Source organism: Desulfoluna sp., assembly GCF_030145185.1.
In the GTDB taxonomy this organism is placed as follows: Bacteria; Desulfobacterota; Desulfobacteria; order Desulfobacterales; family Desulfolunaceae; genus Desulfoluna.
This window is the reverse complement of record NZ_JAQYWB010000081.1, coordinates 1-23426: the sequence shown is the minus strand read 5'-3', so window position 1 is coordinate 23426 and position 23426 is coordinate 1. Positions and strand designations below refer to the sequence as shown.

General features: G+C 55.2%; 19 protein-coding genes. 14 read left to right on the top strand and 5 right to left on the bottom strand.

Features of this window, described 5'->3' with window-relative positions; all coding sequences use genetic code 11:
- Positions 1 to 186: hypothetical protein (locus tag Q1Q75_RS19485; protein ID WP_300674161.1), on the top strand; the 186-nt coding region annotated here is incomplete at its 5' end.
- 315 nt (positions 187 to 501) lie between these two features.
- Here the strand turns inward: Q1Q75_RS19485 and Q1Q75_RS19480 are convergent.
- Positions 502 to 2034, bottom strand: a complete 1533-nt coding sequence (locus Q1Q75_RS19480) for an outer membrane protein transport protein (protein ID WP_300674159.1) — start codon at positions 2032 to 2034, stop codon at positions 502 to 504.
- A 440-nt stretch (positions 2035 to 2474) separates the two neighbouring features.
- On the opposite strand from Q1Q75_RS19480, the gene Q1Q75_RS19475 reads away from it, so the two are divergent.
- The gene (locus Q1Q75_RS19475) at positions 2475 to 4106 is read left to right on the top strand and encodes a sigma 54-interacting transcriptional regulator (RefSeq protein WP_300674157.1); all 1632 of its coding nucleotides are present in this window, start codon (positions 2475 to 2477) and stop codon (positions 4104 to 4106) included.
- Positions 4107 to 4610: 504 nt separating this feature from the next.
- On the opposite strand, the gene Q1Q75_RS19470 is transcribed toward Q1Q75_RS19475, so the two are convergent.
- The gene (locus Q1Q75_RS19470; protein WP_300674154.1) at positions 4611 to 6185 is read right to left on the bottom strand and encodes a YifB family Mg chelatase-like AAA ATPase; all 1575 of its coding nucleotides are present in this window, start codon (positions 6183 to 6185) and stop codon (positions 4611 to 4613) included.
- Between the two features lie 356 nt (positions 6186 to 6541).
- Between Q1Q75_RS19470 and lpxC the strand changes: the two genes are divergently transcribed.
- The 7 genes from lpxC (at position 6542) to Q1Q75_RS19435 (ending at position 13939) form a co-directional block, all read left to right on the top strand.
- Positions 6542 to 7408 carry a UDP-3-O-acyl-N-acetylglucosamine deacetylase gene (lpxC, locus tag Q1Q75_RS19465; RefSeq protein ID WP_300674151.1) on the top strand — a complete coding sequence of 289 codons (867 nt, stop codon included), beginning with the start codon at positions 6542 to 6544 and terminating at the stop codon, positions 7406 to 7408.
- Between the two features lie 7 nt (positions 7409 to 7415).
- Positions 7416 to 7988, top strand: coding sequence for a DUF4390 domain-containing protein (locus tag Q1Q75_RS19460; RefSeq protein ID WP_300674149.1), 573 nt, complete (start codon positions 7416 to 7418; stop codon positions 7986 to 7988).
- Positions 7989 to 8081: 93 nt separating this feature from the next.
- Positions 8082 to 10310, top strand: a complete 2229-nt coding sequence (locus Q1Q75_RS19455) for an ATP-binding protein (RefSeq protein ID WP_300674148.1) — start codon at positions 8082 to 8084, stop codon at positions 10308 to 10310.
- Positions 10311 to 10355: 45 nt separating this feature from the next.
- Complete coding sequence (locus tag Q1Q75_RS19450; protein WP_300674146.1) at positions 10356 to 11705, top strand: sigma-54 dependent transcriptional regulator; 1350 nt, start codon at positions 10356 to 10358, stop codon at positions 11703 to 11705.
- A gap of 26 nt (positions 11706 to 11731) precedes the next feature.
- Positions 11732 to 12280, top strand: a complete 549-nt coding sequence (gene rsmD / locus Q1Q75_RS19445; protein ID WP_300674144.1) for a 16S rRNA (guanine(966)-N(2))-methyltransferase RsmD — start codon at positions 11732 to 11734, stop codon at positions 12278 to 12280.
- Between the two features lie 264 nt (positions 12281 to 12544).
- Positions 12545 to 13042, top strand: coding sequence for a pantetheine-phosphate adenylyltransferase (gene coaD / locus Q1Q75_RS19440; protein ID WP_300674141.1), 498 nt, complete (start codon positions 12545 to 12547; stop codon positions 13040 to 13042).
- Positions 13043 to 13048: 6 nt separating this feature from the next.
- Positions 13049 to 13939, top strand: coding sequence for a selenium metabolism-associated LysR family transcriptional regulator (locus Q1Q75_RS19435; RefSeq protein ID WP_300674138.1), 891 nt, complete (start codon positions 13049 to 13051; stop codon positions 13937 to 13939).
- Between the two features lie 43 nt (positions 13940 to 13982).
- Here the strand turns inward: Q1Q75_RS19435 and Q1Q75_RS19430 are convergent, their stop codons facing one another.
- The gene (locus tag Q1Q75_RS19430) at positions 13983 to 14570 is read right to left on the bottom strand and encodes a YqaA family protein (protein WP_300674135.1); all 588 of its coding nucleotides are present in this window, start codon (positions 14568 to 14570) and stop codon (positions 13983 to 13985) included.
- Positions 14571 to 14574: 4 nt separating this feature from the next.
- Entirely contained in the window at positions 14575 to 15231 is a 657-nt protein-coding gene (locus Q1Q75_RS19425; RefSeq protein ID WP_300674133.1) for a protein-L-isoaspartate(D-aspartate) O-methyltransferase, read from the bottom strand.
- 315 nt (positions 15232 to 15546) lie between these two features.
- On the opposite strand from Q1Q75_RS19425, the gene Q1Q75_RS19420 reads away from it, so the two are divergent.
- Positions 15547 to 16548 (top strand): TrkA family potassium uptake protein, encoded by a 1002-nt coding sequence (locus Q1Q75_RS19420; protein WP_300674131.1) that lies wholly within the window; start codon positions 15547 to 15549, stop codon positions 16546 to 16548.
- Positions 16549 to 16647: 99 nt separating this feature from the next.
- Here Q1Q75_RS19420 and Q1Q75_RS19415 read toward each other — a convergent pair whose 3' ends face one another.
- Complete coding sequence (locus Q1Q75_RS19415) at positions 16648 to 17235, bottom strand: 5-formyltetrahydrofolate cyclo-ligase (protein WP_300674129.1); 588 nt, start codon at positions 17233 to 17235, stop codon at positions 16648 to 16650.
- A 307-nt stretch (positions 17236 to 17542) separates the two neighbouring features.
- On the opposite strand from Q1Q75_RS19415, the gene serS reads away from it, so the two are divergent.
- From serS to Q1Q75_RS19395, 4 genes are all read left to right on the top strand, one after another.
- Entirely contained in the window at positions 17543 to 18817 is a 1275-nt protein-coding gene (serS, locus tag Q1Q75_RS19410) for a serine--tRNA ligase (protein WP_300674127.1), read from the top strand.
- Positions 18814 to 20319: a threonine synthase gene (gene thrC / locus Q1Q75_RS19405; RefSeq protein WP_300674124.1), complete on the top strand. Its 1506-nt coding sequence runs from the start codon at positions 18814 to 18816 to the stop codon at positions 20317 to 20319. The genes serS and thrC overlap by 4 nt, the downstream gene beginning before the upstream one ends.
- 124 nt (positions 20320 to 20443) lie before the next feature.
- Positions 20444 to 22192 (top strand): LysM domain-containing protein, encoded by a 1749-nt coding sequence (locus Q1Q75_RS19400; RefSeq protein ID WP_300674122.1) that lies wholly within the window; start codon positions 20444 to 20446, stop codon positions 22190 to 22192.
- Positions 22193 to 22444: 252 nt separating this feature from the next.
- Positions 22445 to 23200 (top strand): lipopolysaccharide assembly protein LapB, encoded by a 756-nt coding sequence (locus tag Q1Q75_RS19395; RefSeq protein ID WP_300674120.1) that lies wholly within the window; start codon positions 22445 to 22447, stop codon positions 23198 to 23200.
- Positions 23201 to 23426 lie beyond the last annotated feature (226 nt).

Genomic DNA, 23426 nt, shown 5'->3' with positions numbered 1-23426 from the left:
TGCATGAGATGTAGATGGACGGAATTCAATTCAGCCGTTAACTTTAACCGGAACAACTCCGGCGGCAAGGTGAGCCACCTTGAAAACGGGGTGGCGAACGCGCACCGGGAGTCGTCATTCCGGGCTGAAATACGTCCGCATTCGCTTGAAGTGCAAGGAAACTCACAGTACGTCGCAAGTGCATGAGCTGTAGATGAACGGAATTCAATTCAGCCGTTAACTTTAACCGGAACAACTCCGGCGGCAAGGTGAGCCACCTTGAAAGCGGGGTGCCGAACGCCCTGCCTTCTCTCCCTCACAACGCAAAAAAGGCCACCCCATCACAGGGGGTGGCCTCCTCAATTATCTACGCACACTTTTTTCCAAAAAAACAGTTCGTCCTAAGGGCCCAGCCCCTGGCAGGGCCGGGCCCATCGCTGCAATGCCGGGCAAAGGGGCGATGGTGGGGCGCCCCCTCCCCCGAAGGCCTCGACGATCGTCAAAGCCAGAGATTACCTTTCTTTAGAATCGAGCCGTCAGGGTCACGCCCGCGCCCAAAATGTAGCCATCGGCGCTGGCGGAGACCACATTGCCTTGAAAACTCTCGTTAAGGTTCGCGCTCTCTCCCCCGACATGCCGCGCCTGCTCAATGTCGATGTACTGCAGCACGGTATCGATGGAGTAACGACCGAAGTTAAACCCGGCCCCGAGGGAGTAGGTCTTCTTGTCCGCATCGGGCCACTGCATATCCAGCGTGGTATCGGGAATGGGCGTGGGGTCGTAGAAATAGCCACCGCGCAGGGTAACCATATCATTTAAAATGTACTCCATACCAAAACGGAGCTGCTTGGTGTCTTCCCACTCTCTGTGGAATTTTTCCTCTGTAACCGCCACAGGAGCTTCCGTCAAATAAAGGGGCTCATTAAGAACAGAAACCTGCTCCTGATTAACACTCCAATCGGTCCACACAACGTCACATTCGATGGAAAACTTGCTGTGGGGCTGATAACGCACACCAGCTTGAACCTGCTGAGGATGATTGTAATCCATCGTGGCTGTCCTCACCTTAACGCCATTCACAAGAACATCCCCCTCAAAGTCAGCATCGCACTCACTTCGATAGGCCAGACCCATTGTAATAGTCTCGATTGGCCTGTACATCACCCCAAAGTTGTAGGAATAATTCAGGTCATCTTCCATCTCCATGCCGACGGTTGTACCATGCAGACTTGTTGGCACGCCCTCTACATTGGCACCCGTTTCGATCCCTTTCCCACTGAGCACCGCCATCGTTCCAGCAGCATAGGTCAATTCAGCAATATCTTGAGGATCTGTCGCGTATTCAAGTGCTTTACTGTACCGCAGGGCTGCTTCTCCGGTATTGGTCGCCTCATTTGGTACACCAGGAATATCTTTGGGAAGTTGCAAATCATTAGATTTAGCAATGGTGTCATCTACGACACCCGACATCATCATATATTTAGTCGTGTCCGCCCCCGCCTCGGACTTCCCGATGGTCACCCCCACGCCAAAGGCAAGCTTGTCGTTCACCTTGTAGGAGAGGGTGGGAGTCACGCCAAAGCGCCTGTAATACGAGTGATAGGCACTGTAAGAGCCTGGGTTTTTCGTGGGATCCTTCTCCCAGTCCAGCTCCATACCCCAAGGTGCGTAAGCGGCAACCCCCAGAGCAAAGCTGTCGTTGAGCTTCTGGGCATACCCCATGTGAGGGGCAATCAAAAAATCAGAGTCATCGCTAAAGTTAGCAGGTCCCTCCAAAGGGAGCTGTGACATGTTGGAGCGATTCGTCACGGTAAACTCGGACATATTAATCGTGGGGTCCACCCCATGGGCGCCCACGGCAAAAACCTTCCCTTCAATCTGGGACAAACCCGCCGGGTTGTAATAGGCGGCAAAGGGGTCATCGGCGGTGGCGGCATAGGCGCCGCCCAGGGCAGTGGCCCGGGCACCGATGCCATAGGTATCCACAGAACCGGCATAACACATTGAGGTCGCGGCAAGCACACAGACAACCGCACAAGCAAAACGTTTCACCATTGTATCCTCCTTACATAGCATTGCAACGATGCCCCGGGGCGTGACATTAGAATTGACGTGCAACCCGACGTTTCATCCATAAACGCCGTCCCGTCAAAACCACACAAAACCCACCTCCCCATCACAGGGGCAAGAACCGACCGTACGGACAATAGACATAAGGCGCACATTCAATCGGCGTTCAGCGCTCAGGGCCAAACCCCACATCTGCGACCACTGTTCTAAAAAAGCCGCATAGTCCTGCATCACCCTTCTACCGAGAGTTATTTCTGCAACCATCGTGCCACCGCGTGAACAATGGTCATTGTGCAATCATTCCACCACATTCTCCGATTGACGAGCCTTTTCAACCGCAAGGCCCCACGTTTCATCTTGAAACTGACATTTCAAAATGATAGGCTTTATTATCTTTTTGAAATTCTAAATTGAAAGTTGATGGTATGTTTGCTGAGCAATTCTCTCCTTCTGAAATCATCACCCGGGACCCCACCCACGGATTCCCCCTGTTTGGCCCCAGCCGCATTCTGGGCGTCAGCATCGCAACTCTGGAATGCTTTTATCGCGATTTTGCCTCCATCGTGGACAAAAAAACACGCAAACGCATCGGTGAAGAGCTGGGGTACGAGGTAGGCCTCGGCCAGGCCACGACCCTCGCAGGTCTTCACCCCTTCCCCTCATTTAAAGAGCACCTTCGGGCCGGGAGCATGCTTCGAGGCTTCACCGGCTACTGCCACGAGCACATCACCACCCTTAACATCACGCCGGAAGGGAAACTGATCCGTTTTACCGGGACCTGGACGAAGTCCTTTGAAACGGTGATCTACCTCAAAGCCGCCAAGCGAAACCACCAGGGCCATGCAAAAAAGCCGGTCTGTGTCGCCTTATGCGCCATTTTAAGTGGGTATGCCTCGGCTGTTTTTGGGGAGAAAATATCGGTCAGAGAGACCGATTGTCAGGCCATGGGCGCGGCAAACTGCCATTTTGAAGGAAGGCCCGCAGAAGACTGGAAGCAGGGAGAGACCCCGCCTGGCAGCAAGGAGGAAAATGATCGCCCCCTGGAAAGCAATATCATTAAACTGCGGGAGATACTGGGGCTCGAGAAAGAGCGTCCACCCTTTGACTCTTTTTTTTCGGTGCCCACCCCGGTCTGCCAGGATCCGAGCTTTCAAAGCGTCCTGGACCGCACCGACAAGGTCGCCCCCACCGACGCCACCGTCCTTATCCTCGGCAAAAGCGGTTCGGGCAAAGAGGTGGTGGCACGCCGGATTCACGCAAGATCCCAAAGGAGCCGGGGCCCTTTCCTGGCCATCAACTGCGCCGCCCTCCCCCCGGACCTCTTGGAATCGGAGCTCTTCGGACATATGCGGGGAGCCTTTACCGGGGCGGAGAAAAACAAAAAAGGCCTTTTTGTCGAGGCCGGAGAGGGCACTATTTTCCTGGATGAGATCGGCGACATGCCTCTCTCCATCCAGGGCAAACTCCTCCGGGCGCTTCAAGAAAGAGAGGTCCGCCCCGTGGGTGGACTGGAGGATATCCCGGTCAAGGCACGCATTGTGGCCGCCACCAACCGGGACCTTGCCCGAATGGCCCGGGAAGGCACCTTTCGCCAGGATCTTTACTACCGGCTCTCGGTGTTTCCCATCACCCTGCCCTCCCTGGTCCAGCGCAAAAAAGACATCCTCCCCCTGGCCCACGCCACCCTGCAGAAACACGCCCCCGGACACCCCGGGCTCACACCGGCCGCAGAAAGCGCCCTCCTGAGCCATCCCTGGCCCGGAAACGTCCGTGAGCTTGAGAACTGGATAGAACATGGCCTGATCCTTGCCGGAAAAGACCTTATTGACGCAACACATTTCCCCGAAACGCATATAGAGGAGGGACACGAGGAGGGAGAGCCCTCCCCCCAAGCCACCCTCGACGGTGATCTTCCCAGCCTGGAAGCACTCACCCATCGCTACATCAAAAAAGTCCTCGACCACACCGGCGGCAGCAAGAAAGAGACCGCCCAAATCCTCGGCATCGGCACCGCCACCCTCTGGCGGCATCTGAAAAAAACGCCTCCAGAGACGTAACGATTCTGCGTGTGCCTCCGGCGGCCCTGCCGGGGGCTAAACGTTTGATCCGCCTTCGCCCAAGGGCTACGGCGCGACAAGAAAGTTTAACAAACAGATTTTACAAAATAACCTCGATTAAATTCCACCCACAGCTCCTGCACTTGCGATGCACTGTGCATGTCCTTGCACTTCACGCGAATGCGGACGCATTTCAGCCCGAAGTTACGCCACCCGAATCGCATTCGCAAACCCGCTTTCAAGGTGGCACACCTTGCCGCCGGAGTTATTCCGGTTAAAGTCAACGGCTGAGTTGAATTCTGCCAATCTACAGCTCCTGCACTTGCGATGCACTGTGCATGTCCTTGCACTTCACGCGAATGCGGACGCATTTCAGCCCGAAGTTACGCCACCCGAATCGCATGCGCAAACCCGCTTTCAAGGTGGCGCCACCTTGCCGCCGGAGGCCGTTTTTCAGGATCTGAAGACCAAAGGCAGGAAGCGCGAACCTGGCATGGGTTTTATTTATGGGGTGGGTATTGGCTGAGGAAGGTCCCAGGGGGATCTCTCTTCGACCCGGGAAAAAATCTCCCGATACTGAATGGCTTCTGCGACGTGGGGAGTCTCAATGGTTTCTACGCCTTCAAGGTCGGCAATGGTGCGAGCCATCTTCAGGCAACGCATCCAGGCGCGGGCCGAGAGCCCGAGGCGCTGGACTGCGGTTTCGAGCAGTGTCTGGGATGCGGCATTGATCCCACAGAATGCCCGCACCTCGCGGCTTCCCATCTGGCCATTGAAACGAATGGGAAGCCCTTGGAATCGGCTCGTTTGACGCACAACGGCGGCAACCACCCGCGCCCTCACCGCCGACGAGGGCTCTTCCCGTGTCTTCTTTCTCCCCGAAAGATCATCAAAAGAGACTGCCGGAACCTCCACATGAAGATCGATACGATCCAACAAGGGGCCAGAGACCCGCCCCTGATACCGTTCCACCTGAACAGGGGAGCACCGGCACTCCCGCCCCGGGTGGGTGGCGTACCCGCAGGGACAGGGGTTCATGGCGCAGACCAGAAGGGTGTCGCTGGGGTAGGTCACCTTGGTCCGAGCCCTGGCAATATGAACATGCCCATCCTCCAGGGGCTGGCGCAGGACATCCAGAACTCGCTTTTTAAACTCCGGCAATTCATCGAGAAAGAGGACCCCGTTGTGGGCAAGGCTCACCTCACCGGGCGTGGGGTTTTGCCCCCCGCCGGTCAATCCGGCATCGGAGATGGTGTGGTGAGGAGATCGCATGGGCCGGACGACCACCAGGGGGGTCTCTCTGTCCAGAAGTCCGGCCGCGGAATGCACCCGTGTGGTCTCAAGGGCTTCTTCAAAGGAGAGCGGCGGCAAAATGGAGGGAAGAGCTCGGGCCAGCATGGTCTTCCCGGAGCCGGGAGGGCCATTCATCAAAAGATTGTGTTTTCCGGCTGCCGCAATCTCCAGCGCTCTCTTGGCATGATTCTGCCCGATAATATCCGAGAAATCGACCGAGTAGACCTCCTCGTCCGGAGAAAAGCCGGCAAAGGCAGGCTCTGGGATCAGGGGCTGGATCCCCTTAAGAAACCCCACCGCCTCGGCCAGGCTGTTCACCGCATAGACATGAATCCCACGCACCACCGAGGCCTCAATGCGATTTGCCTTCGGAACCAGCACGGCATTCATCCCGCGACGCCTCGCCTCCATGGCCATGGCCAGCACGCCCCGTACCGGCTTAACCCGGCCATCGAGGGCCAACTCGCCACAGATAAGAAACCCGGCCGTGGCGCCCTCCGGGACCATCCCCGTGGCCGTCAAAACCCCCAGTGCCACGGGCAAATCAAAGCCTGTGCCCTCTTTTCGCATATCGGCGGGGGCAAGATTCACGGTAATGCGATCGTTGGGAAACTGAAACCCGGAGTTGGTCACCGCTGCCTTCACCCGCTCCCGGCTCTCCCGCACGGAGGTCTCAGCAAGACCCACGGTAGTAAAGGCTGGCAGCCCGCGCGCGATATCCACCTCCACATCCACCACCCTGGCCTCCACCCCCACCCATGCACAGCTGTACACCCTGGCCAGCACCCGCCCTCCTTTTCATCCCCCCGCCCCTTCATCGGGCCGCAGGGTGACAATGATTTTGATATTTCATGGTATTTGAGATATAAACCCACTAAGTTGAGGTTTTTCTGATTTTCAAGGGGTCATTTAAAGATCCGGAGTCACCCGCGTGTGTCGATGCCTGAGTGATACCCCACACAGACAGAACGTCTGACAAGGGGTTAGGATATCAACACGCGTGATGGATTTGTAAAAAACCATCACACCCGCTTGCTGCAAAAACGACATGGGTACGTCAGGAGAGGACCTCACACGACAAGAAACGATCAAAACAACGATACCGGACAGGCCGTCAATGGCTGACCGCAAACGATATGGTGATGACAATCTACATGAATCAACGCACCTTAGCAAAACCTTTTTCATGCTCAGGAACCGGTGTACATTCGGGTGTTCAGGTCAATCTGACCATCCATCCGGCCCCCGCCAACCACGGCATTCAATTCCAGCGAAGTGACCTGCTCGACAGCCCCACCATCCGCGCTTTGTTCCCCAATGTCGTGGACACCAGCCTGGCCACGGTCATCGGCCAGGAGGGGGCCATCGTCTCCACCATTGAGCATCTCATGGCCTCATTCGCAGGCCTGGGCATCGACAACGCGCTGGTCACCATCGACGGATACGAAATGCCCATCATGGACGGAAGCGCCAAAGTCTTCGCCCGGGGAATCATGGACGCAGGCATCGTGGCACTGGACACGCCCCGAAGCTTTCTGGCCATCACGGAAAAAGTAGAGCTCATCGACGGCGACAAGCGGGTGACCGCCATTCCCTGCGATCACTTTTCCATCAGCTGCGGCATTGCCTTCAATCACCCCATGATCAACGAGCAAACCTACACCCTGGACCTTCGAGACAACACTTTTTTGACGGACATCAGCCCGGCACGCACCTTCGGGTTCTATCGAGACATCAAAATGCTCAAGCTTTATGGCCTGGGCCGGGGTGCCGACCTCGGCACCGGCATTGCCCTCACCGACGATGGCATCATGAATGAAGGCGGCCTCCGCTTCCCCGACGAATTTGTCCGCCACAAGCTTCTTGACTGCCTGGGGGACTTCTCCCTGCTCGGAATGCCCATTCTGGCGGAAATCACCACCCTCAAGTCCGGGCACGCCTTTAACCACGCCTTTCTGGAAACCCTGTTTAAAAACAAAGGGTCCTGGGAAACGCGCACGCTGGGATGAAATCCATATGATTAGCCGACGCAAGCATGCCACCTTCATTGTGGCTCTTCTGCTTCTTCTGCTCCCCCCCTTCGCCGGGGCAGCCCCAAGCGAACCCCGGCTCGCGAGCTTGACCATCACCAACACCCGGGACCACCTCCTTCTTTATACAGAGCTGGAGGGAGCCTTCGTGGAGCAGGTGGAAAAGGCGGTCCACAGCGGAGTAGAAACCACCATCTCCTATTATATTGACATCTTCCAGCAGAAGCGATTCTGGTTTGATCATCGCGTTGCCTCCATCAGAACCGAACACCGGATCAAGTTCGACGCCATGAAAAAGGCCTACACCATCACCCGCTCCTGGGCCAAACCGGAAAGCGTCACCACGGACAGCTACGAAGAGGCTAAGCAGATGATGAGCCGCCTGGAAGGAGTACGTGCCATCGCCCTGACCGACCTGACGCGAGGGGAGGCCTATCAGGTCAGAGCCCGGGCTCGACTGGAGGAGTTCACACTGCCAGTCTACCTGAAGTTCATCGGACTCTTTACCGACCTGGATGCCTTTGAAACCAACTGGCGACACGCTGCGTTCGTTTATTAAAGGCGGGTTATGAATCACCCTCTGTCTCAAAAATCATCGAAAACCCGAAAGCAATCGGTGGGCAATAAGCCTCATTCACCCACTGAGGTGGCCATGGATCTTCACCTTGAACGACCCTCCGCCGAAGCGGAAAAAAAACGCCAGAAGCGCGAGTTCTTCTTCATTGTCATCCTCATCGTGACAGTGGGCATCATCTCCTACGCCATCAGCAAAACCTCGAACTACGGCGCAGACTTCCCCATATCCAACACCCTGTTGATGTTCATCCTGATTAACATCAACATGATGCTGCTCCTGACCCTCATCATCCTTGTCTTCCGAAACCTGACCAAGCTCTACTTCGATCGCCGGAAAAAGGCCATGGGCTCCAAGCTCCGGGTCAAACTCGTCATCGCCTTCATAACGCTCACCCTGGTGCCCACGGTGGTGCTCTTCTATTTTTCCATGCAGTTCATCTCCAACAGCATCGCCTACTGGTTTAACGCCCCCGTGGAACAGGCCCTGGAGAACTCCCTCTCCATTGGTCGAGAGCTCTACAACCACATCGAAAAAAACAACACCTTCTTTCTGGACCGCATCGCTTACCAGTTGGACAAAAAATATCTGGAAACCCCTAAAAAAGGGGCGCTGTCCAACTATATCGTGGTGAGCCAGCGCGCCTTTAATTTAGACGCCATCGAGGTCTACGGCAAAAGCACCGACCGAATCACCTTCTCCATCTCTTCGGAGACGTCGCCCGATACCCTCACCCTCATCCCCCCCGGAGAGCTCCAGAAGGCCGCTCAAGCCAACAGTGTCCACACCGTCATCGAAGAAAACGGCGGACGGGAACTGATCCGAAGCATTGCCACGGTCCCCTTTGGGGTCAAACGCCAGGACGCCCGGGCCTATGTGGTGATCACCATCCAGGTATCCCGAGATCTGGTGGCGGATATCTCCTCGGTCACCCGGGGTTTTGAAGAGTATCAGCAGATCAAGCTGATGAAAAAACCCATCCGCACCACCTACTTTATTGCCCTCTCCATTGTGGCCCTGCTCGTCCTCTTCTGCGCCATCTGGTTCGCCTTCTACCTGGCCCGCTCCATCACCATCCCCATCATGGAACTCGCCGAAGGGACACGGCGAGTGGCCGAAGGAGATTTAAGCTTCCACATCGATGTGATCTCCAACGACGAGATCGGCAGCCTGGTGGTCGACTTCAACAAGATGACCCGGGACCTGGGGATCAGCCGCGAACAGCTGGCCCTGTCCGCCCGCATGCTCCGGGAACAAAACCTGGAGATCGAAGAGCAGCGTCAGTACATGGAGATTGTCCTGCAGAGCGTCTCAGCGGGGGTCATCTCCCTGGATCCATCGGGCCATGTGGCGACCATCAACAAATCGGCCGAACGCATGCTTCAGGTCAAAAGCAAGCATGTGGTGCGCCACCACTACACCGAGCTCCTCGGCGGCCAGGCCAGCGAAACAGCCAAAGATGTTTCCGAAAAACTCGAAAACTCAGGCAACGGAATCAACTTCCCCATTTCCCTGTCGGTCAACGACAAACCTCGAAGCTTCAATGTACACTCCACCACGCTTCGAGACGACAACGGCAACCCCATGGGCCTGGTCATCGTCTTTGACGACATGACAGAGCTGGAAAAAATTCAGCGTCTCGCGGCCTGGCGAGAGGTCGCCCGGCGTATCGCCCATGAGGTCAAAAACCCCCTGACCCCCATCGCTCTTTCCGCAGAGCGCCTCAAGCGGAGGTACTCCAGTGTGGTGGCCGAGCCGGTCTTTGACGAGTGCACCCGGACCATCATCGAACACGTGGAACTCATCCGTAACCTGGTGAACTCTTTTGCTTCCTTCGCCCGATTTCCCACCGCCAACCCGGTGCCCTGTGAGCTGCCCCCCATCGTGGAAGACTGCCTGGTCCTCTACCGGGAGGGCCTGCCCGATATTGAGTTTACAGTTCAGTTTGTAAATGATATTCCCCTTTTGAATCTTGACCGTCAGTTGATGAAGCAGGCCCTTATCAACCTGCTCGAAAACGCCGTGGCGGCTGTTCGGGGCCGGGGACGCATTGCCGTTTCCGGCGCGTACAACAGCAGCAAACAGGTGGTCACCCTGGAGGTGGCCGACTCCGGAACCGGCATCCCCGATCCCGTCAAAGCCAGACTCTTTGAGCCTTACTTTTCGACCAAAAAATCGGGCACCGGCCTGGGCCTTGCCATCGTTAACTCCATCGTTTCCGACCATAACGCCGAAATCCGGGTACTGGACAACGATCCCAGTGGGACCCGATTCGTCATTGAATTTCCAGTATCGACCCCGACCTGAATCCGACCTCGGCTCGCCCGATGAGCCCGGCCAAGGAGAAAACTTATGTTTCCAACCCTGCTTATTGTGGATGACGAACAGCCCATCCTCCACTCCCTGGAGGGGCTGCTCTCCGATGAGGGCTTTAACGTCCTCACAGCCCCCAACGGATATGAATGCCTAAAAACCCTCGACGCCGAACACCCTGACCTGGTGCTTCTCGACATCTGGATGCCCGGCCTCGACGGCATTGAAACCCTGCGCGAAATCAAAAAAGCCCACCCCGATATCCCGGTGATCATGATCTCCGGCCACGGCACCATCGATACGGCCGTCACCGCTACCAAATACGGGGCCTTCAGCTTTATTGAAAAACCCATCAGCATCGACAAGATGATCGTGGCCATCAACAACGCCCTGAACTTTCGAAAGCTGGAGGAAGAGAACCGCTTCCTGCGCACCCGTATGATCGCTAAAAATGCCATCGACGGCTCCAGTGGCCCCATTCTCGCCTTGAAACAACAGATCATCGCCGCAGCCCCCACAGAGGCCTGCATCCTCATCACCGGCGAGAACGGAACCGGCAAAGAACTGGCCGCCCGCACCATCCACCAGTTCAGCACCCACTCGGAAAACCCCCTCATCACCCTCAACTGCGCGGCCATCCCGGAAGCGCTGTTTGAAAGCGAGCTCTTCGGGCATGAAAAAGGCGCCTTTGAAGGCGCCACGGCAAAACACATCGGACGGTTCGAGCTGGCAGACGGTGGCACCCTGTTCTTCAATGAAATCGGCGATATGAACCTGGCAAACCAGGGGAAACTGCTCCAGGTCATCGAAGAGAAACGTTTCTGCCGCCTGGGCGGAAGCCGCGTCATTGATGTCAACGTGCGCATCGTCGCCGCCACCAATAAAGAGCTGAAACAGGAGATTGAAGCGGGCCGGTTCCGGGAAGATCTCTACTTCCGGCTCAACGGGGTCCCCCTCGAGATGCCCCCTTTGCGAAACCGCCTGGAAGATCTGCCCCTCCTCGTGGAGCGGTTTACCCAGGAGTGGAGCAAATCCTCCGACTCCGAACCGAAAAATTTCACCCCGGAGACCCTGGAAGCCCTCGCCAGCCACAGCTGGCCAGGTAACGTACGCGAGTTGAAAAATCTGGTGGAACGCTTGATCATCACGGTGAATAAGGAGACCATTGGCCTCTCCGATCTCCCCACCCCTTACCGGGTGATAGAGCCAGAAGAGACACCGGACGCCCTCTCCGGGCCAGCGGCCATCTCCGACTTTCGCCAGGCCAAGGAAGCCTTTGAACGAGAGTACATCAAACGCCGAGTGGCCGAATGCAACAACGATATTGCCGCCGCCGCCAAAAGCCTGGGTGTCAGTAAAGGGCATATCGCCAGGGCCATGAAGTCATAAAATACAAAGGAACCACAGGCACATTCATGCGTATCATTGGTGGAGAACGACGAAAAAAAAAGCTGATCGCTGTCCCCGGTCTTGCCACCCGGCCCACCTCGGACCGGGTCAAAGAGACCCTTTTCAACATTATCCAGACCCGCATCCGAGGGGCCTTCGTTCTGGATCTCTTTTCAGGCACCGGGGCCCTGGGACTTGAAGCTCTCAGCCGAGGGGCAGACCATTGCCTCTTCATCGACAACCAGAAAATGGCTCTGGAGACCTGCCGGAAAAATATTGCCGCCTGCAATTTCAAAGAAAAAAGCAGGGTCATCCAGTGGGACATCACTCGAAACCTTCACTGCCTCCCACAGGGTGACCGGCCGCTCGATCTGGTGTTCATGGACCCACCCTACAACAAAAAACTCCCGGAGCTGGCTCTCTCCCATCTGATCCAAAGGGACGCCCTGGCCCCCGAGGGGCTCGTGGTGGTTGAACACGCCGCCGGTGACCCTCCTGCTGTGCCTGAGGGTCTGGTTCTCACAGAGACACGGCAATACGGCACCACGGCCCTCTCTTTTCTCTCTTTCCCATAAAAAAAGGGGGTTCTGCCAATCCTTGCCCGTGGATACCCCGGAAACACACGTTCTCAGCCCTTTCCGGGGCAACCCCTTTTAATTCATGAGGTTCCCACCTCCACCCCACCGGCCCTGGAAAGATCGCCCATGGCATGCGAGGGGATGTCCGGCCTAACATATGCAATTTCCGGTGAAAAAGGTTGTTCTCATTCATTTTTTTGTGTTAGAGCTTTTGTGACATTTTGGCCCCTTGTTCACACAGCGGAAAAGGATCGGATCTCCATGGAAACAATCGCCGTTTACCCCGGCTCCTTCGACCCCCTCACCAACGGACACATCGACCTGGTGGAGCGTGGGTTGAAAATCTTTGATAAGGTCATCATCGTGACCCTCAACAACAGAGCCAAAAAGCCCCTCTTTTCTGTGGAAGAGCGCCAGGCCATGATCCGTGATTGTTTCAGGGAAGTGGACGGTGTGGAAGTGGATTCGTTTGACGGACTTGTGGTGGATTATGCGCGAAAACGCAACGCCAATGCGATTCTTCGCGGGATGCGAGCGGTCTCAGACTTTGAAAATGAATTTCAGATGGCCATGTTCAACCGACGCCTCAACCGAGATGTCCAGACGGTTTTTCTCATGACCGGCATGCGTTGGATTTTTACCAGCTCTTCAGGTATCAAAGAGGTGGCCAGCTTCGGAGGTGACGTTTCCGGTATGGTCTCTCCTGCCATCGAAAAGAAACTCAAAGACAAATTTCATCCGGCATACAACAAGGTGTAACAGGTCATGGACTTCTGGCAACTGACCATATTCTGCAAGGTCATCGAGCACAAAAGCTTTTCAAGGGCGGCGGAAGCCATTTACCTCTCGCAGCCGACGGTAAGCAGCCACATCAAGGACCTTGAGGAACACTGCGGATTTCGTCTCCTCGACCGCCTGGGCAAAGAAGTACTGCCCACCAAGGCCGGTGAACTGCTCTTCAGCTATGCCAAACGAATCCTTGCCCTGCGCGACGAAACGGAAAGCGCCCTCTCTCAGTTCCGAGGCATCACCAAAGGGGCTCTGACCCTCGGGGGAAGCACCATCCCCGGAGGCTACATCCTGCCCGAGGTCATCGGCCGCTTTGCCAAGGCCCACCCGGCAGTTCAGATCTCCCTTATCATTCGGGACACTCGAGATATTGCCGACGGAATTTTAAACGGAGACGTGGAACTGGCCGTCACCGGCGCACCCCTGGCCGATCCGGCCATCCTCCAGGAACCGCTCTTTGAAGACGACATGCGCCTCATTGTCCCCACCGGACACCCTTGGGCCAAACGAAAAAGCATCCCCCTTGAGATGCTGAAGTCAGAACCCTTTGTCACCCGGGAAGAGGGCTCAGGTACCCTGAAATCCATTGATCAGAGCCTGACCGATGCCGGGTTTGACCCCTCCGACCTGAAAATATCCGCCCGCATGGGCAACACCGTCTCCGTTTGCGAGGCTGTAAAATGCGGGGTCGGGGTCTCCATTCTCTCCACCCGAGCCGTGGATCGGGACATCCAGTCCGGTCTCCTTGCCGCCATCTCCATTGAAGGCGTCGACCTCAAACGCTCCTTTTACCTCACCCGCCATAAAAAGCGGACGCTGTCCCCCCTGGCCGAAGCCTTTGCCGCCTTTCTCAAGCAAACCGATTAAAAAATAGAAGCCGGCCTCCGGCGGCGAATTTTTAGCCGCCTGATTACATGACCCGGGCGATCAACACAAACCCGCCGATCAGAAGCAGGGTAAAAACAGTGACCAACAGGTTAAAGTAGCGATCAATAAATGCTTTAATGGCGGGTCCGAAGAAATAAATCATCCCAGCCACCAGGCAGAAACGGCCCGCCCGCCCCAAGGCCGAGGCCAGAACAAAGATGGGAAAATTGAGATTAAAAAGCCCGGCGGCGATGGTGAAGACCTTGTAGGGGATGGGGGTAAAACCAGCAATAAAAACCACCCAGGCATCCCAGGTATTGTACAGGGCTTCCACCTGGGTGAATTTGTCGGCAAACCCAAAGAGCGCCACAATGCGCTCACCGATCAGAGCCATGAACTGCCAGCCGATCAGGTACCCGAGCATGCCACCCAAAACGGAACCTGCGGTGCAGATCAAGGCAAACCGAAAGGCTTTCTTGTGCGCCCCCACGGCCAATGCAATCAACAGCACATCCGGGGGGATGGGGAAAAACGACGATTCGGCAAAGGCTAACATAAAAAGGGCCCAGCTGCCGTAAGGCGATTCAGACCAGCTCAAAACCCAGTCGTAAAGACGACGCATGATCTGCATCCAGTTACTCCTTCCATCCGTGTTCCCCGATCAGGGGGACAAATCGACATTTACCCATATTTTCCTGCACCAATTCATCGCCAACGCGCGTGATACGAAGGAGGTCTTGAGTATCGGCGCCTCCCACCGGCATCACGAGACGCCCCCCATCGGCCAGCTGATCGGTGAGGTGCATGGGAATCTCCGGTGCACCCGCCGTGACGATGATGGCGTCAAAGGGCGCTTCTTGAGGCCAGCCCGTGGTGCCGTCTGAAAATCGAGGCACAATATTAAAATAATGCAAGGCGTCAAACACTTTCCGAGCCCGCATATAGAGGGTATGAATACGCTCAATGGTGTACACCCGATAGACCAGACGGGATAAAATCGCCGCCTGATACCCCGAGCCGGTGCCCAGCTCCAAAACGCGCGAATCCTTTGTCAGCGAAAGAGCCTGGGTCATCTCCGCCACGATAAAGGGCTGTGAAATGGTCTGCTTCTCACCGATGGGGAGAGGAAAATCTCCGTAAGCCCGATCCATGAGGGCCTCGCTGACAAAGAGGTGGCGAGGCACCGCTCCCATCACTTTAAGCACACCGGGATTGCTGATACCCCGTCCGGCAATCTGACGCCGGACCATCTCCTCCCGCTGCCGCGCATATTTTCTATCCATCACATCCATGGCTGTCCTTACCCTTGTGCCGATGAGGGTATAATTAACGTCGGATTCACAGAATCACACGCGGCCACCACCCCATTCACGGGCATCGTGCCGTCTATACCTCGACTTTTTCACAACATCATCATATATACTAGAGGTTACAACTTGCGTTTTATACCACAACTTATTAGCAAATAGTATTGGAATATACTGCTTTTTTCTGTAAAATGAGAGAATATTTCCACTCACACGCAGAGAAGCATTACAGGCGAAACGTCTTTAAACACAAGACGTTGCAATTCAACACACGAACTTCCGACGACAGGGACGGACATATTGGAAGGGCTCAAGCAAGTCGCCATTGCGGTTATTCTCCTGATACTCATCATCACGGTCGGTATCGGCGGCTACATGGCCATCGAAGGCTGGGGGATCACCGACGCCGCTTACATGACCCTGATCACCTTGACCACCGTCGGGTTCGGGGAAATTCACCCCCTCTCCCCCGTCGGTCGCCACTTCACCATGATCATCATCGTCCTCGGGACCAGTTTCTTTATCTATGTCGGTGGGACCGTGGTTCAATTCATGGTGGAGGGCAAGATACAAGCCCTGATGGGGAGGCGAAAATTGGACAAAAAAATCACCCGCTTGAAAGGACATCACATCATCTGTGGCTATGGCCGAATCGGCCGGGTCCTCTACCACCAGCTGATGAATGCCAACACCATGGACATTGTCGTGATTGAACAATCACCCGAGCTTGTCCCCCAGATGGAAGCAGACGCAGCCCTCTACATTTCAGGCGACGCCGCCCTGGAAGAGAATCTGGTACGGGCCGGCATTAAAAAAGCGGCCTGCCTTGTGGCCGCGCTGGCCACCGACACAGACAACGTCTTTCTGGTGCTCACGGCCAGGCAGCTCAACCCCGACATCTTTATTATGGCCCGCTGCTGCTACAAGGAATCAAAATCCAAGCTCATCACGGCCGGTGCCAACATGGTGGAGTCGCCCTACGACATGGGGGCCGCCAACATGGCCCTGAAATTACTCCGCCCCACCATTACCAACTTTCTGGAGCTGGCCCTTCAGGACCGCCACAAAGACATCCAGATGGAAGAGATTGCCATTCACGAGGATTCCGAGCTGGTCAACGTGATGCTCCGAGATTCCGGCATCCGTCAAAGGTTTGATCTCATTATCATCGCCCTCAAAACCCACGAAGGCACCATGCTCTTCAACCCCTCCTTTGAAACCGTCCTGCAACCCGGAGACACCGTCATTGCTGTGGGCAAAGGAGCCAACCTGAACGGCCTGAAAGCGGCCCTCCAACCTTAAAGCCCATTCCCACACCCTCCCAACAACGAAAACAGCCCCGTTTCAAAAAAACGGGGCTGTCCGATACCATCACACTGAGCTGACAGAGTCACCAAAAAATCAAATTTTATAAATGGTCCGGTTATCGGTCACGATAATATCGATATGCTTGTTTCTTGAATCGGTGGGTACCTGGGAGATCACCTGCTCTTCAAAAGCAATGGCCACTTTTCGAGTGGTGATGGGAAGTTTCTGGACAAATTTATCATAAAACTTATCACCAACCCCAATTCGCCCCCCCTTTTCATCAAAGGCCTGACCCGGCACGATGGCAATATCAATGAGGTTGATGGGCACCGTCTTGCATCGAGAAGGGTCCGGCATCAGCCAGCCATCAGGCCCATTAATGAGATCATGCCGGCCCTTTTCGACCTTATATAAGATGGTTTTACTGGATTCGCGATTAAAGACTGGCAGCACGACCATCTTGCCATTCTCAAGTGAACGCTCTATAATATCGAGGGTTTCTACTTCGCCCCCCTTACCCAGATAAAGCAGGACCACTTTGGCTTCCATAAAATTGGCAAAACCAAAAAGCCGCTCTTCGATGGTTTTTTGCTTTCGAGCCTTTTCCTCGGCCGAAAGTCCATTAAGAGCGGCCTCAACCTCACTGACTATTTCTTTTTTTTTCTCTCCGGCATCTTCCATATATGATCTCCAGTTGTTTCCGCTAAGCACATAAAATCAGTAATGATTGACGATATTCAAAGCTATTGACTGCCACCATGGACCGTGATAGTAATTTTAAGTTTTAAAAAACAAAAATCAATGCCGATAAAACCACGGATTGGCATATTATCCATGGCACAGTCCGGTCCTCGATCCATACCATAACACAATACGATATGGGAATCGACAGCTCTGACACAAAATCGTGGTTGTGTGTCCTGCCGGGACTCCGCAGGCCAGGCTGTCGACCGCCCAACATCCCACGTTGCCAGAACAGGTTATTATTATGCTTGAACTCAAGTACGTCCGAGACAACCTCCAGACCGTGGAGGATGCCCTGAAAAAAAGAGGCGGCAAAGCCGACCTTGCCACCTTCACCTCATGCGAAACCAAGCGCCGGGAACTCATCGGAGAACTCGAATCCCTTCGCTACCAGAGAAACACCGTCTCTGATGAGATTGCGGTATTAAAAAAATCCGGGGGAAACGCCCAGACCCAGATTGATCAGATGAAGTCGGTCTCCACCCGGATCAAGGTTCTGGAAAAAGAGACAAACGAAGCCGAGGAGACCCTTCAGGAGATCCTCATGGGGATCCCCAACATCCCTCACGCCTCCGTCCCTGCTGGCCGAGACGAAGAGGACAACATCCTCATGAGAACCGTGGGCACCCCGACCGACCTGCCCTTCGAGCCCAAAGCCCATTGGGATATTGGCGAAGATCTGGGCATCCTCGACTTCACGAGGGCCTCTCGGATCACTGGCGCCCGCTTCCCCCTCTACTTCAGGGCCGGGGCACGCCTGGAACGAGCCCTCATCAACTTCATGCTCAACCTGCATACTGAGGAGCATGGTTTTTCCGAGGTGTTACCCCCCTTTATCGTGAACCGCAACAGCCTGAAGGGCACCGGACAGCTCCCGAAATTTGAAGAAGACCTCTTCAAACTGGAGGGCCAGGACTACTACCTGATCCCCACCGCTGAAGTCCCGGTCACCAACATCCATGCCGGAGAGATCCTCTCCGAAGACGACCTGCCGATCTGTTACACGGCCTATACCCCCTGCTTCCGCTCCGAGGCCGGTTCCTACGGCAAGGACACCCGCGGCCTGATCCGCCAGCATCAGTTCAATAAGGTTGAGATGGTCAAGTTCGTGGATCCAGAGACCTCCTACGATGAGCTCGAGATCCTCACACAAAATGCGGAGAAGGTGCTTCAGCTCCTGGGCCTCCCTTACCGGGTCATCACCCTCTGCAGCGGAGACTTAGGCTTTTCCGCAGCCAAGACCTACGATATTGAGGTGTGGATGCCTGCCCAGAACAAATACCGGGAGATCTCTTCCTGCAGCAACTTCGAAGACTTTCAGGCTCGCCGCATGGGCATTCGTTTCCGCCGCAAGGACGAGAAAAAGCCACGCCTCGTTCACACCCTCAACGGCTCCGGCCTGGCGGTCGGGCGAACGGTTGCCGCCATCCTCGAAAACTTTCAGCAGGCTGACGGATCTGTTAAGATACCTGAGGTGCTGGTGCCCTACATGGGCGGCAAGGAGGTCATTGCCTCATGAAGCCATCTGACTTTCCATCAGACATCAAGGACCTCATCCTTCCGTCCCCCGGGGGCGAAATGGTGTACCGCTGCCTTGGCTGCGGGAGCGAGCACGGCATCGAGGAACTGCTCTATGTCTGCCCAAACTGTGACAGCGTCATGCTGCTCCATGAGACCTCCAACCTGGTCACACGCAAAGCCGATGGGCCCACCTGGCGGAAAATTCTTGACTACCGGCGCATGCTCAATATTCCGGCCCTGAAGGGGATCTATCGTTACCACGAGTTCCTTGGGCCGGTGGTTCCGCTCGAGTCTATCCTCTACCTCGGAGAAGGGCACACCCCGGTAGTGGAAGCCAACGATCGACTTCAAGAGCTGACAGGCGCCCGTTTCTTTTTTAAAAACGACGGGCAGAACCCCAGCGCCTCTTTTAAAGACCGGGGCATGGCCAGCGCACTCTCCTACATCAACTCCCTGGTACAAAAAGGGAGCATGAAAGAGATCCTTGCCATTTGCGCCTCCACCGGAGACACCTCGGCAGCGGCGGCCCTTTACGCCTCCTACCTCACCGAAGGCATCAAATCCGCGGTTCTTCTCCCCCAGGGAAAGGTAACCCCCCAGCAGCTCTCCCAGCCCCTGGGCAGCGGTGCGAAGGTTTTTGAGATCCCCGGCGTATTTGACGACTGCATGAAGGTGGTGGAGAACCTCTCTTCCCGCTACGACGTGGCCCTGTTAAACTCCAAGAATGCCTGGCGCATCCTCGGGCAGGAGTCCTACTCCTTCGAAATCGCCCAGGACTTCGATTATGACATGGCAAACATGGTGGTGGTGGTGCCCATCGGCAATGCCGGGAACATCACAGCTGTCATGAACGGCTTCCTGAAATTTTTTGAGGCCGGCATCATTGAGACCCTCCCCAAAATCATCGGGGTGCAGTCACATCATGCCAACCCCGTCTATCGGTACTACCTTGAACCCGATAGCGCCAAAAGGGAGTTTAAACCGGTCACCGTGCAATCCAGCGTTGCCCAGGCTGCCATGATCGGCAACCCGGTCTCCATGCCCCGGGTCATTCACGTGGTGGAGACCTACAATCGCCTCGCCGGAGAAAAAAACGTTTTCTTTATCGAGGTGACCGAGCAGGCCATCATGGACAGCGAACTCATCGCCAACCGAAACGGCCACATCGCCTGCACCCAGGGAGGAGAAACCCTGGCAGGACTCGTGGAAGCCGTCAAGCAGGGCCTTGTCTCCGATGAAGAGACAGCCATCATCGATTCCACGGCCCATGCCCTGAAATTTTCGGGTTTTCAGGAGACCTACTTCTCCGGCACCTTCCCGGCAGAGTTTGGGATTACCCCAAACCCTGAGCTGGTCAACGCCCCCGAGGAGATAAAGGCGGAAGGACTCACCGAATTCCCGGCCTCCGGTGCCCCTCTCGTCGGGGAATCCTTTGATCGTTTTGTTCGACTCACGGCCGACGCCATCGCGTCCCGTCTGGATCTTGCCCGTCAAAAATAAGCCAACTCGTACGGGGCCGCTTCATCCCAATCGCCCCTTCTCATCTCGATTACAACCCAAGCCCCTTTCTCGTTCATATCGAACGGGAAAGGGGCCGGCACCTACCACGGAGGCCCCAGAGGCTATGGGTCGTTGGAACAAACTGCTTTTGTCCCTGTGGGGCCTGTTCATCATCCTTGTAAGCACTCAAGCGATTGATGCCGAAGTTCTCTACAAGCGCTATTATGTACACAACGTCAACGGACGCGATATCCTGAGCGAGCCTTACACCGTTCGTCCCAATGATTACGTCATCAAAATTCTGAAACAAAAAGGGGAGATTTCCCACACGAACTTCCCCCTTTTTCTTAATATCTTCAAACTCATCAACCACCATATCGCCAATATTAACCGGATCCACCCCGGAGAGCGCATCTTTGTCCCCTTAAAATGGCTTGAAGCCGATGCCCTCCCCGGTCAAAGACGGGGAATGGTCGACCTCCCCTTTATTACCGCAGCACCGGTCAAGCAGATGCTCACCGCAAACGCCACCTCCCACAAGGTGCAATCCGGAGAATCGGTCTCCCGTATCATCTCCCAGCAATTCGGGCCGGCAGGCAGCCGCTCGTATCAGGAAGGGTTGAAGCTTTTCCGCCTGGTAAACCCCACGGTTAAAAACGTCAACCGCATCTACATCGGTCAGAAGTTGAAAATTCCCGACGCGTCGATTCTGGAAGAGTCCTGGTACACCTCTGTTTTTGAGGCTGACGGTGAAGTGGTTCTGGACACGGCCAAGCCAGACCCTGCTCCAGCCCCTGCAGAGGTCAACGGCATCACCCAATACGAAAACGAGACAGGAACCAAAGACCCCTTCGATGCGCTCTCCAAACTGTTGGGCGGCGTCCTGCTGAATCGAGGCCGTTACTACTTCCCCGATACTGACGGGAAAGACTTCTCCGTCAACCTCTCAGAAACCCCCATCCTCCAATTACCAGAGGGGCGACGGATTCTCTTTATTCAAAACGGTCTTTCCCTGTCAGGGAGCCGACGACACATCATGGCTGCCCACTTTAAAAACCTGCGTTTCACCGAGACATCCAGGGAACCCTCCCTGGCCCTGCTCCTTGATTCGATTCTCCTGACGTATCCGAAAATAAGCCTTCCCATGCCCCTCTCCTTCTCAGAAGAGGGAATGAACCTCTCCCTGCAGGCTCACTGGGCATTCAAATATGACCGATCTCAATCTGAATCCTCCTTTCGAGGGCTCATTGTGTCCGAGCTGACCGATCCCTCTCAGCGGTTTCCGCTTCCCCTGGTCGCCTACCTGCGAAAGCACGGCCTGGTCCTTCGAGAAGCCCTCCAGGAAGAAGCCCTGCCACCGGCCTACTTTGCGGTCACAAAGAGCACCTCCCTGCAGGAGATCATCCCGTATACTCAACAAATCTACGTCGAAGAACTGGCCAAAGCCTTAGGGCTTCTTTACGACCCCAACATCTCCATCTCTTTTTCCTATGCCGGCATGCAACTGGAAACCACCTCCAATATGATACGAACGAACCATGGCCATGAGACCCTGGTCAATTTTGGAGACCTCTACGGAGATGCTGTCTTCGCCATTGAACGTTCCGGCCTCAAGGTGGTCACCATTCGAAAAGAGGATTACCTCCTCAAGGCCACACTCCAACTTCTCACGACCTTGGGCATCCCGTTTGAAGAAAACCCGCACATCACGATTGGAGAGCCCGGAGATGCTCTGGCCTGTGAACTCTCCGTAGAGGGTGTCCTGGTCAACCCCGCCCCCCTGGTAAAAAAACTGATTGTCGCCACCCAGCTTCCAGATGAGATTATCGCAGTGCTTGAGGAACAGGGTTTCGGGATCATCCAGATTCGTTGATTCCCAGAGGCATTCAAGGGATTCAGGGAGCCATTCCCTGCCCGCCGAAGGCTTATTTCCCTATTCCTCGTGCCTTTCCATAACTGACGATTGCAATAAAACCGGATTCATGTCAGGGTTGCGGAAAAGAGGAGCGAACCGCACGTTTTCACGGTGCCACCTCGTCCTCAATGGGAACTTTATCCTGTCCAATACGCGAGGGGTCTCACGCCGGCCAAGACATCGCGCTCACTTTTTTATTTCGGGGGCATCATGAAACGTTCAAAACGGATCTTACTCCTTCTTCTGACCGCAGCCCTGCTGACCAGTTGCGTCAGCAAAACACCCTTGCTGAGAAAACAATCCGAAGCCCTGCGCAACCTGGGCGAAGCCTACCTCAGCCAGGGGAATACCACAGCAGCCCTCAGGGAGCTCCTTGAAGCTGAAAGCCTGTTTGCAGATGATTTTCTTCTCCAGGACGACCTGGGCAAAGCCTACACCGCAAAAAAACGATACGAGACGGCCCTCATCCACTTCCAGCGATCCATGGACCTTCAACCCGACTATGGTCCGGCAAAAAACAACATGGGTTCGGTCTTTCTCCTGATGAAACGATGGGATGATGCCATTGCAGTCCTCAACCAGGTATCGGACAACATCCTTTATGCCACCCCCCACTACCCCCTCTACAACCTGGGCTGGGCCTACTACAACAAAGAGATGTGCGACAAAGCCCTCTCCTACTACAATAAAGCCCTTGAAATTCAGCCACAATTTGTTCTTCCCATGAGAGGCATCGCCCTTTGCCACATGGCCGAAGGAAGGCTCACCGATGCCATCCACTGGCTCGAAAAAGGGGTCAAGGCCGCCCCTAAATTTCAACAGCTTCATTACGAACTTGCTGGCGCCTACCTGAAAGCCAGGGCCTACGATAAAACCAAAGCCATGCTGGCAAAAACCATGGCCATCGACCCCAAGACCCCCCTCGCTTCAAAAGCAGAAAGAGAGCTAAAAGCTCTCTCTATTTAAAGCGACAAAACGCCTCCGGCGGTCCTGCCGGGGGTCAAACTTTTGCCAATTTTTATGGGCAGGGTTTGTTAAACAGGCTTTTGTGTCAGCGGCGTCTTTAATCTGCATGCTCACTGGCGGTACGAAAGTGTAGTCAATTTTCTTCCTTTCTTTTTTTCTTCAGTTCCCACATTTTAAAATTATTTTCTTCATCTTCTTTATTTTCTTCATAATTTCCTTTCCCACA

What these genes read in the sequence shown, in the direction of transcription:
- Q1Q75_RS19480 (WP_300674159.1), bottom strand. Translation starts at nt 2,034, where the DNA reads ATGGTGAAACGTTTTGCTTGTGCGGTTGTCTGTGTGCTTGCCGCGACC.
- Q1Q75_RS19475 (WP_300674157.1), top strand. Translation starts at nt 2,475, where the DNA reads ATGTTTGCTGAGCAATTCTCTCCTTCTGAAATCATCACCCGGGACCCC.
- lpxC (WP_300674151.1), top strand. Translation starts at nt 6,542, where the DNA reads ATGACAATCTACATGAATCAACGCACCTTAGCAAAACCTTTTTCATGC.
- Q1Q75_RS19460 (WP_300674149.1), top strand. Translation starts at nt 7,416, where the DNA reads ATGATTAGCCGACGCAAGCATGCCACCTTCATTGTGGCTCTTCTGCTT.
- Q1Q75_RS19455 (WP_300674148.1), top strand. Translation starts at nt 8,082, where the DNA reads ATGGATCTTCACCTTGAACGACCCTCCGCCGAAGCGGAAAAAAAACGC.
- Q1Q75_RS19450 (WP_300674146.1), top strand. Translation starts at nt 10,356, where the DNA reads ATGTTTCCAACCCTGCTTATTGTGGATGACGAACAGCCCATCCTCCAC.
- rsmD (WP_300674144.1), top strand. Translation starts at nt 11,732, where the DNA reads ATGCGTATCATTGGTGGAGAACGACGAAAAAAAAAGCTGATCGCTGTC.
- coaD (WP_300674141.1), top strand. Translation starts at nt 12,545, where the DNA reads ATGGAAACAATCGCCGTTTACCCCGGCTCCTTCGACCCCCTCACCAAC.
- Q1Q75_RS19435 (WP_300674138.1), top strand. Translation starts at nt 13,049, where the DNA reads ATGGACTTCTGGCAACTGACCATATTCTGCAAGGTCATCGAGCACAAA.
- Q1Q75_RS19430 (WP_300674135.1), bottom strand. Translation starts at nt 14,570, where the DNA reads ATGCAGATCATGCGTCGTCTTTACGACTGGGTTTTGAGCTGGTCTGAA.
- Q1Q75_RS19425 (WP_300674133.1), bottom strand. Translation starts at nt 15,231, where the DNA reads ATGGATGTGATGGATAGAAAATATGCGCGGCAGCGGGAGGAGATGGTC.
- Q1Q75_RS19415 (WP_300674129.1), bottom strand. Translation starts at nt 17,235, where the DNA reads ATGGAAGATGCCGGAGAGAAAAAAAAAGAAATAGTCAGTGAGGTTGAG.
- serS (WP_300674127.1), top strand. Translation starts at nt 17,543, where the DNA reads ATGCTTGAACTCAAGTACGTCCGAGACAACCTCCAGACCGTGGAGGAT.
- thrC (WP_300674124.1), top strand. Translation starts at nt 18,814, where the DNA reads ATGAAGCCATCTGACTTTCCATCAGACATCAAGGACCTCATCCTTCCG.
- Q1Q75_RS19400 (WP_300674122.1), top strand. Translation starts at nt 20,444, where the DNA reads ATGGGTCGTTGGAACAAACTGCTTTTGTCCCTGTGGGGCCTGTTCATC.
- Q1Q75_RS19395 (WP_300674120.1), top strand. Translation starts at nt 22,445, where the DNA reads ATGAAACGTTCAAAACGGATCTTACTCCTTCTTCTGACCGCAGCCCTG.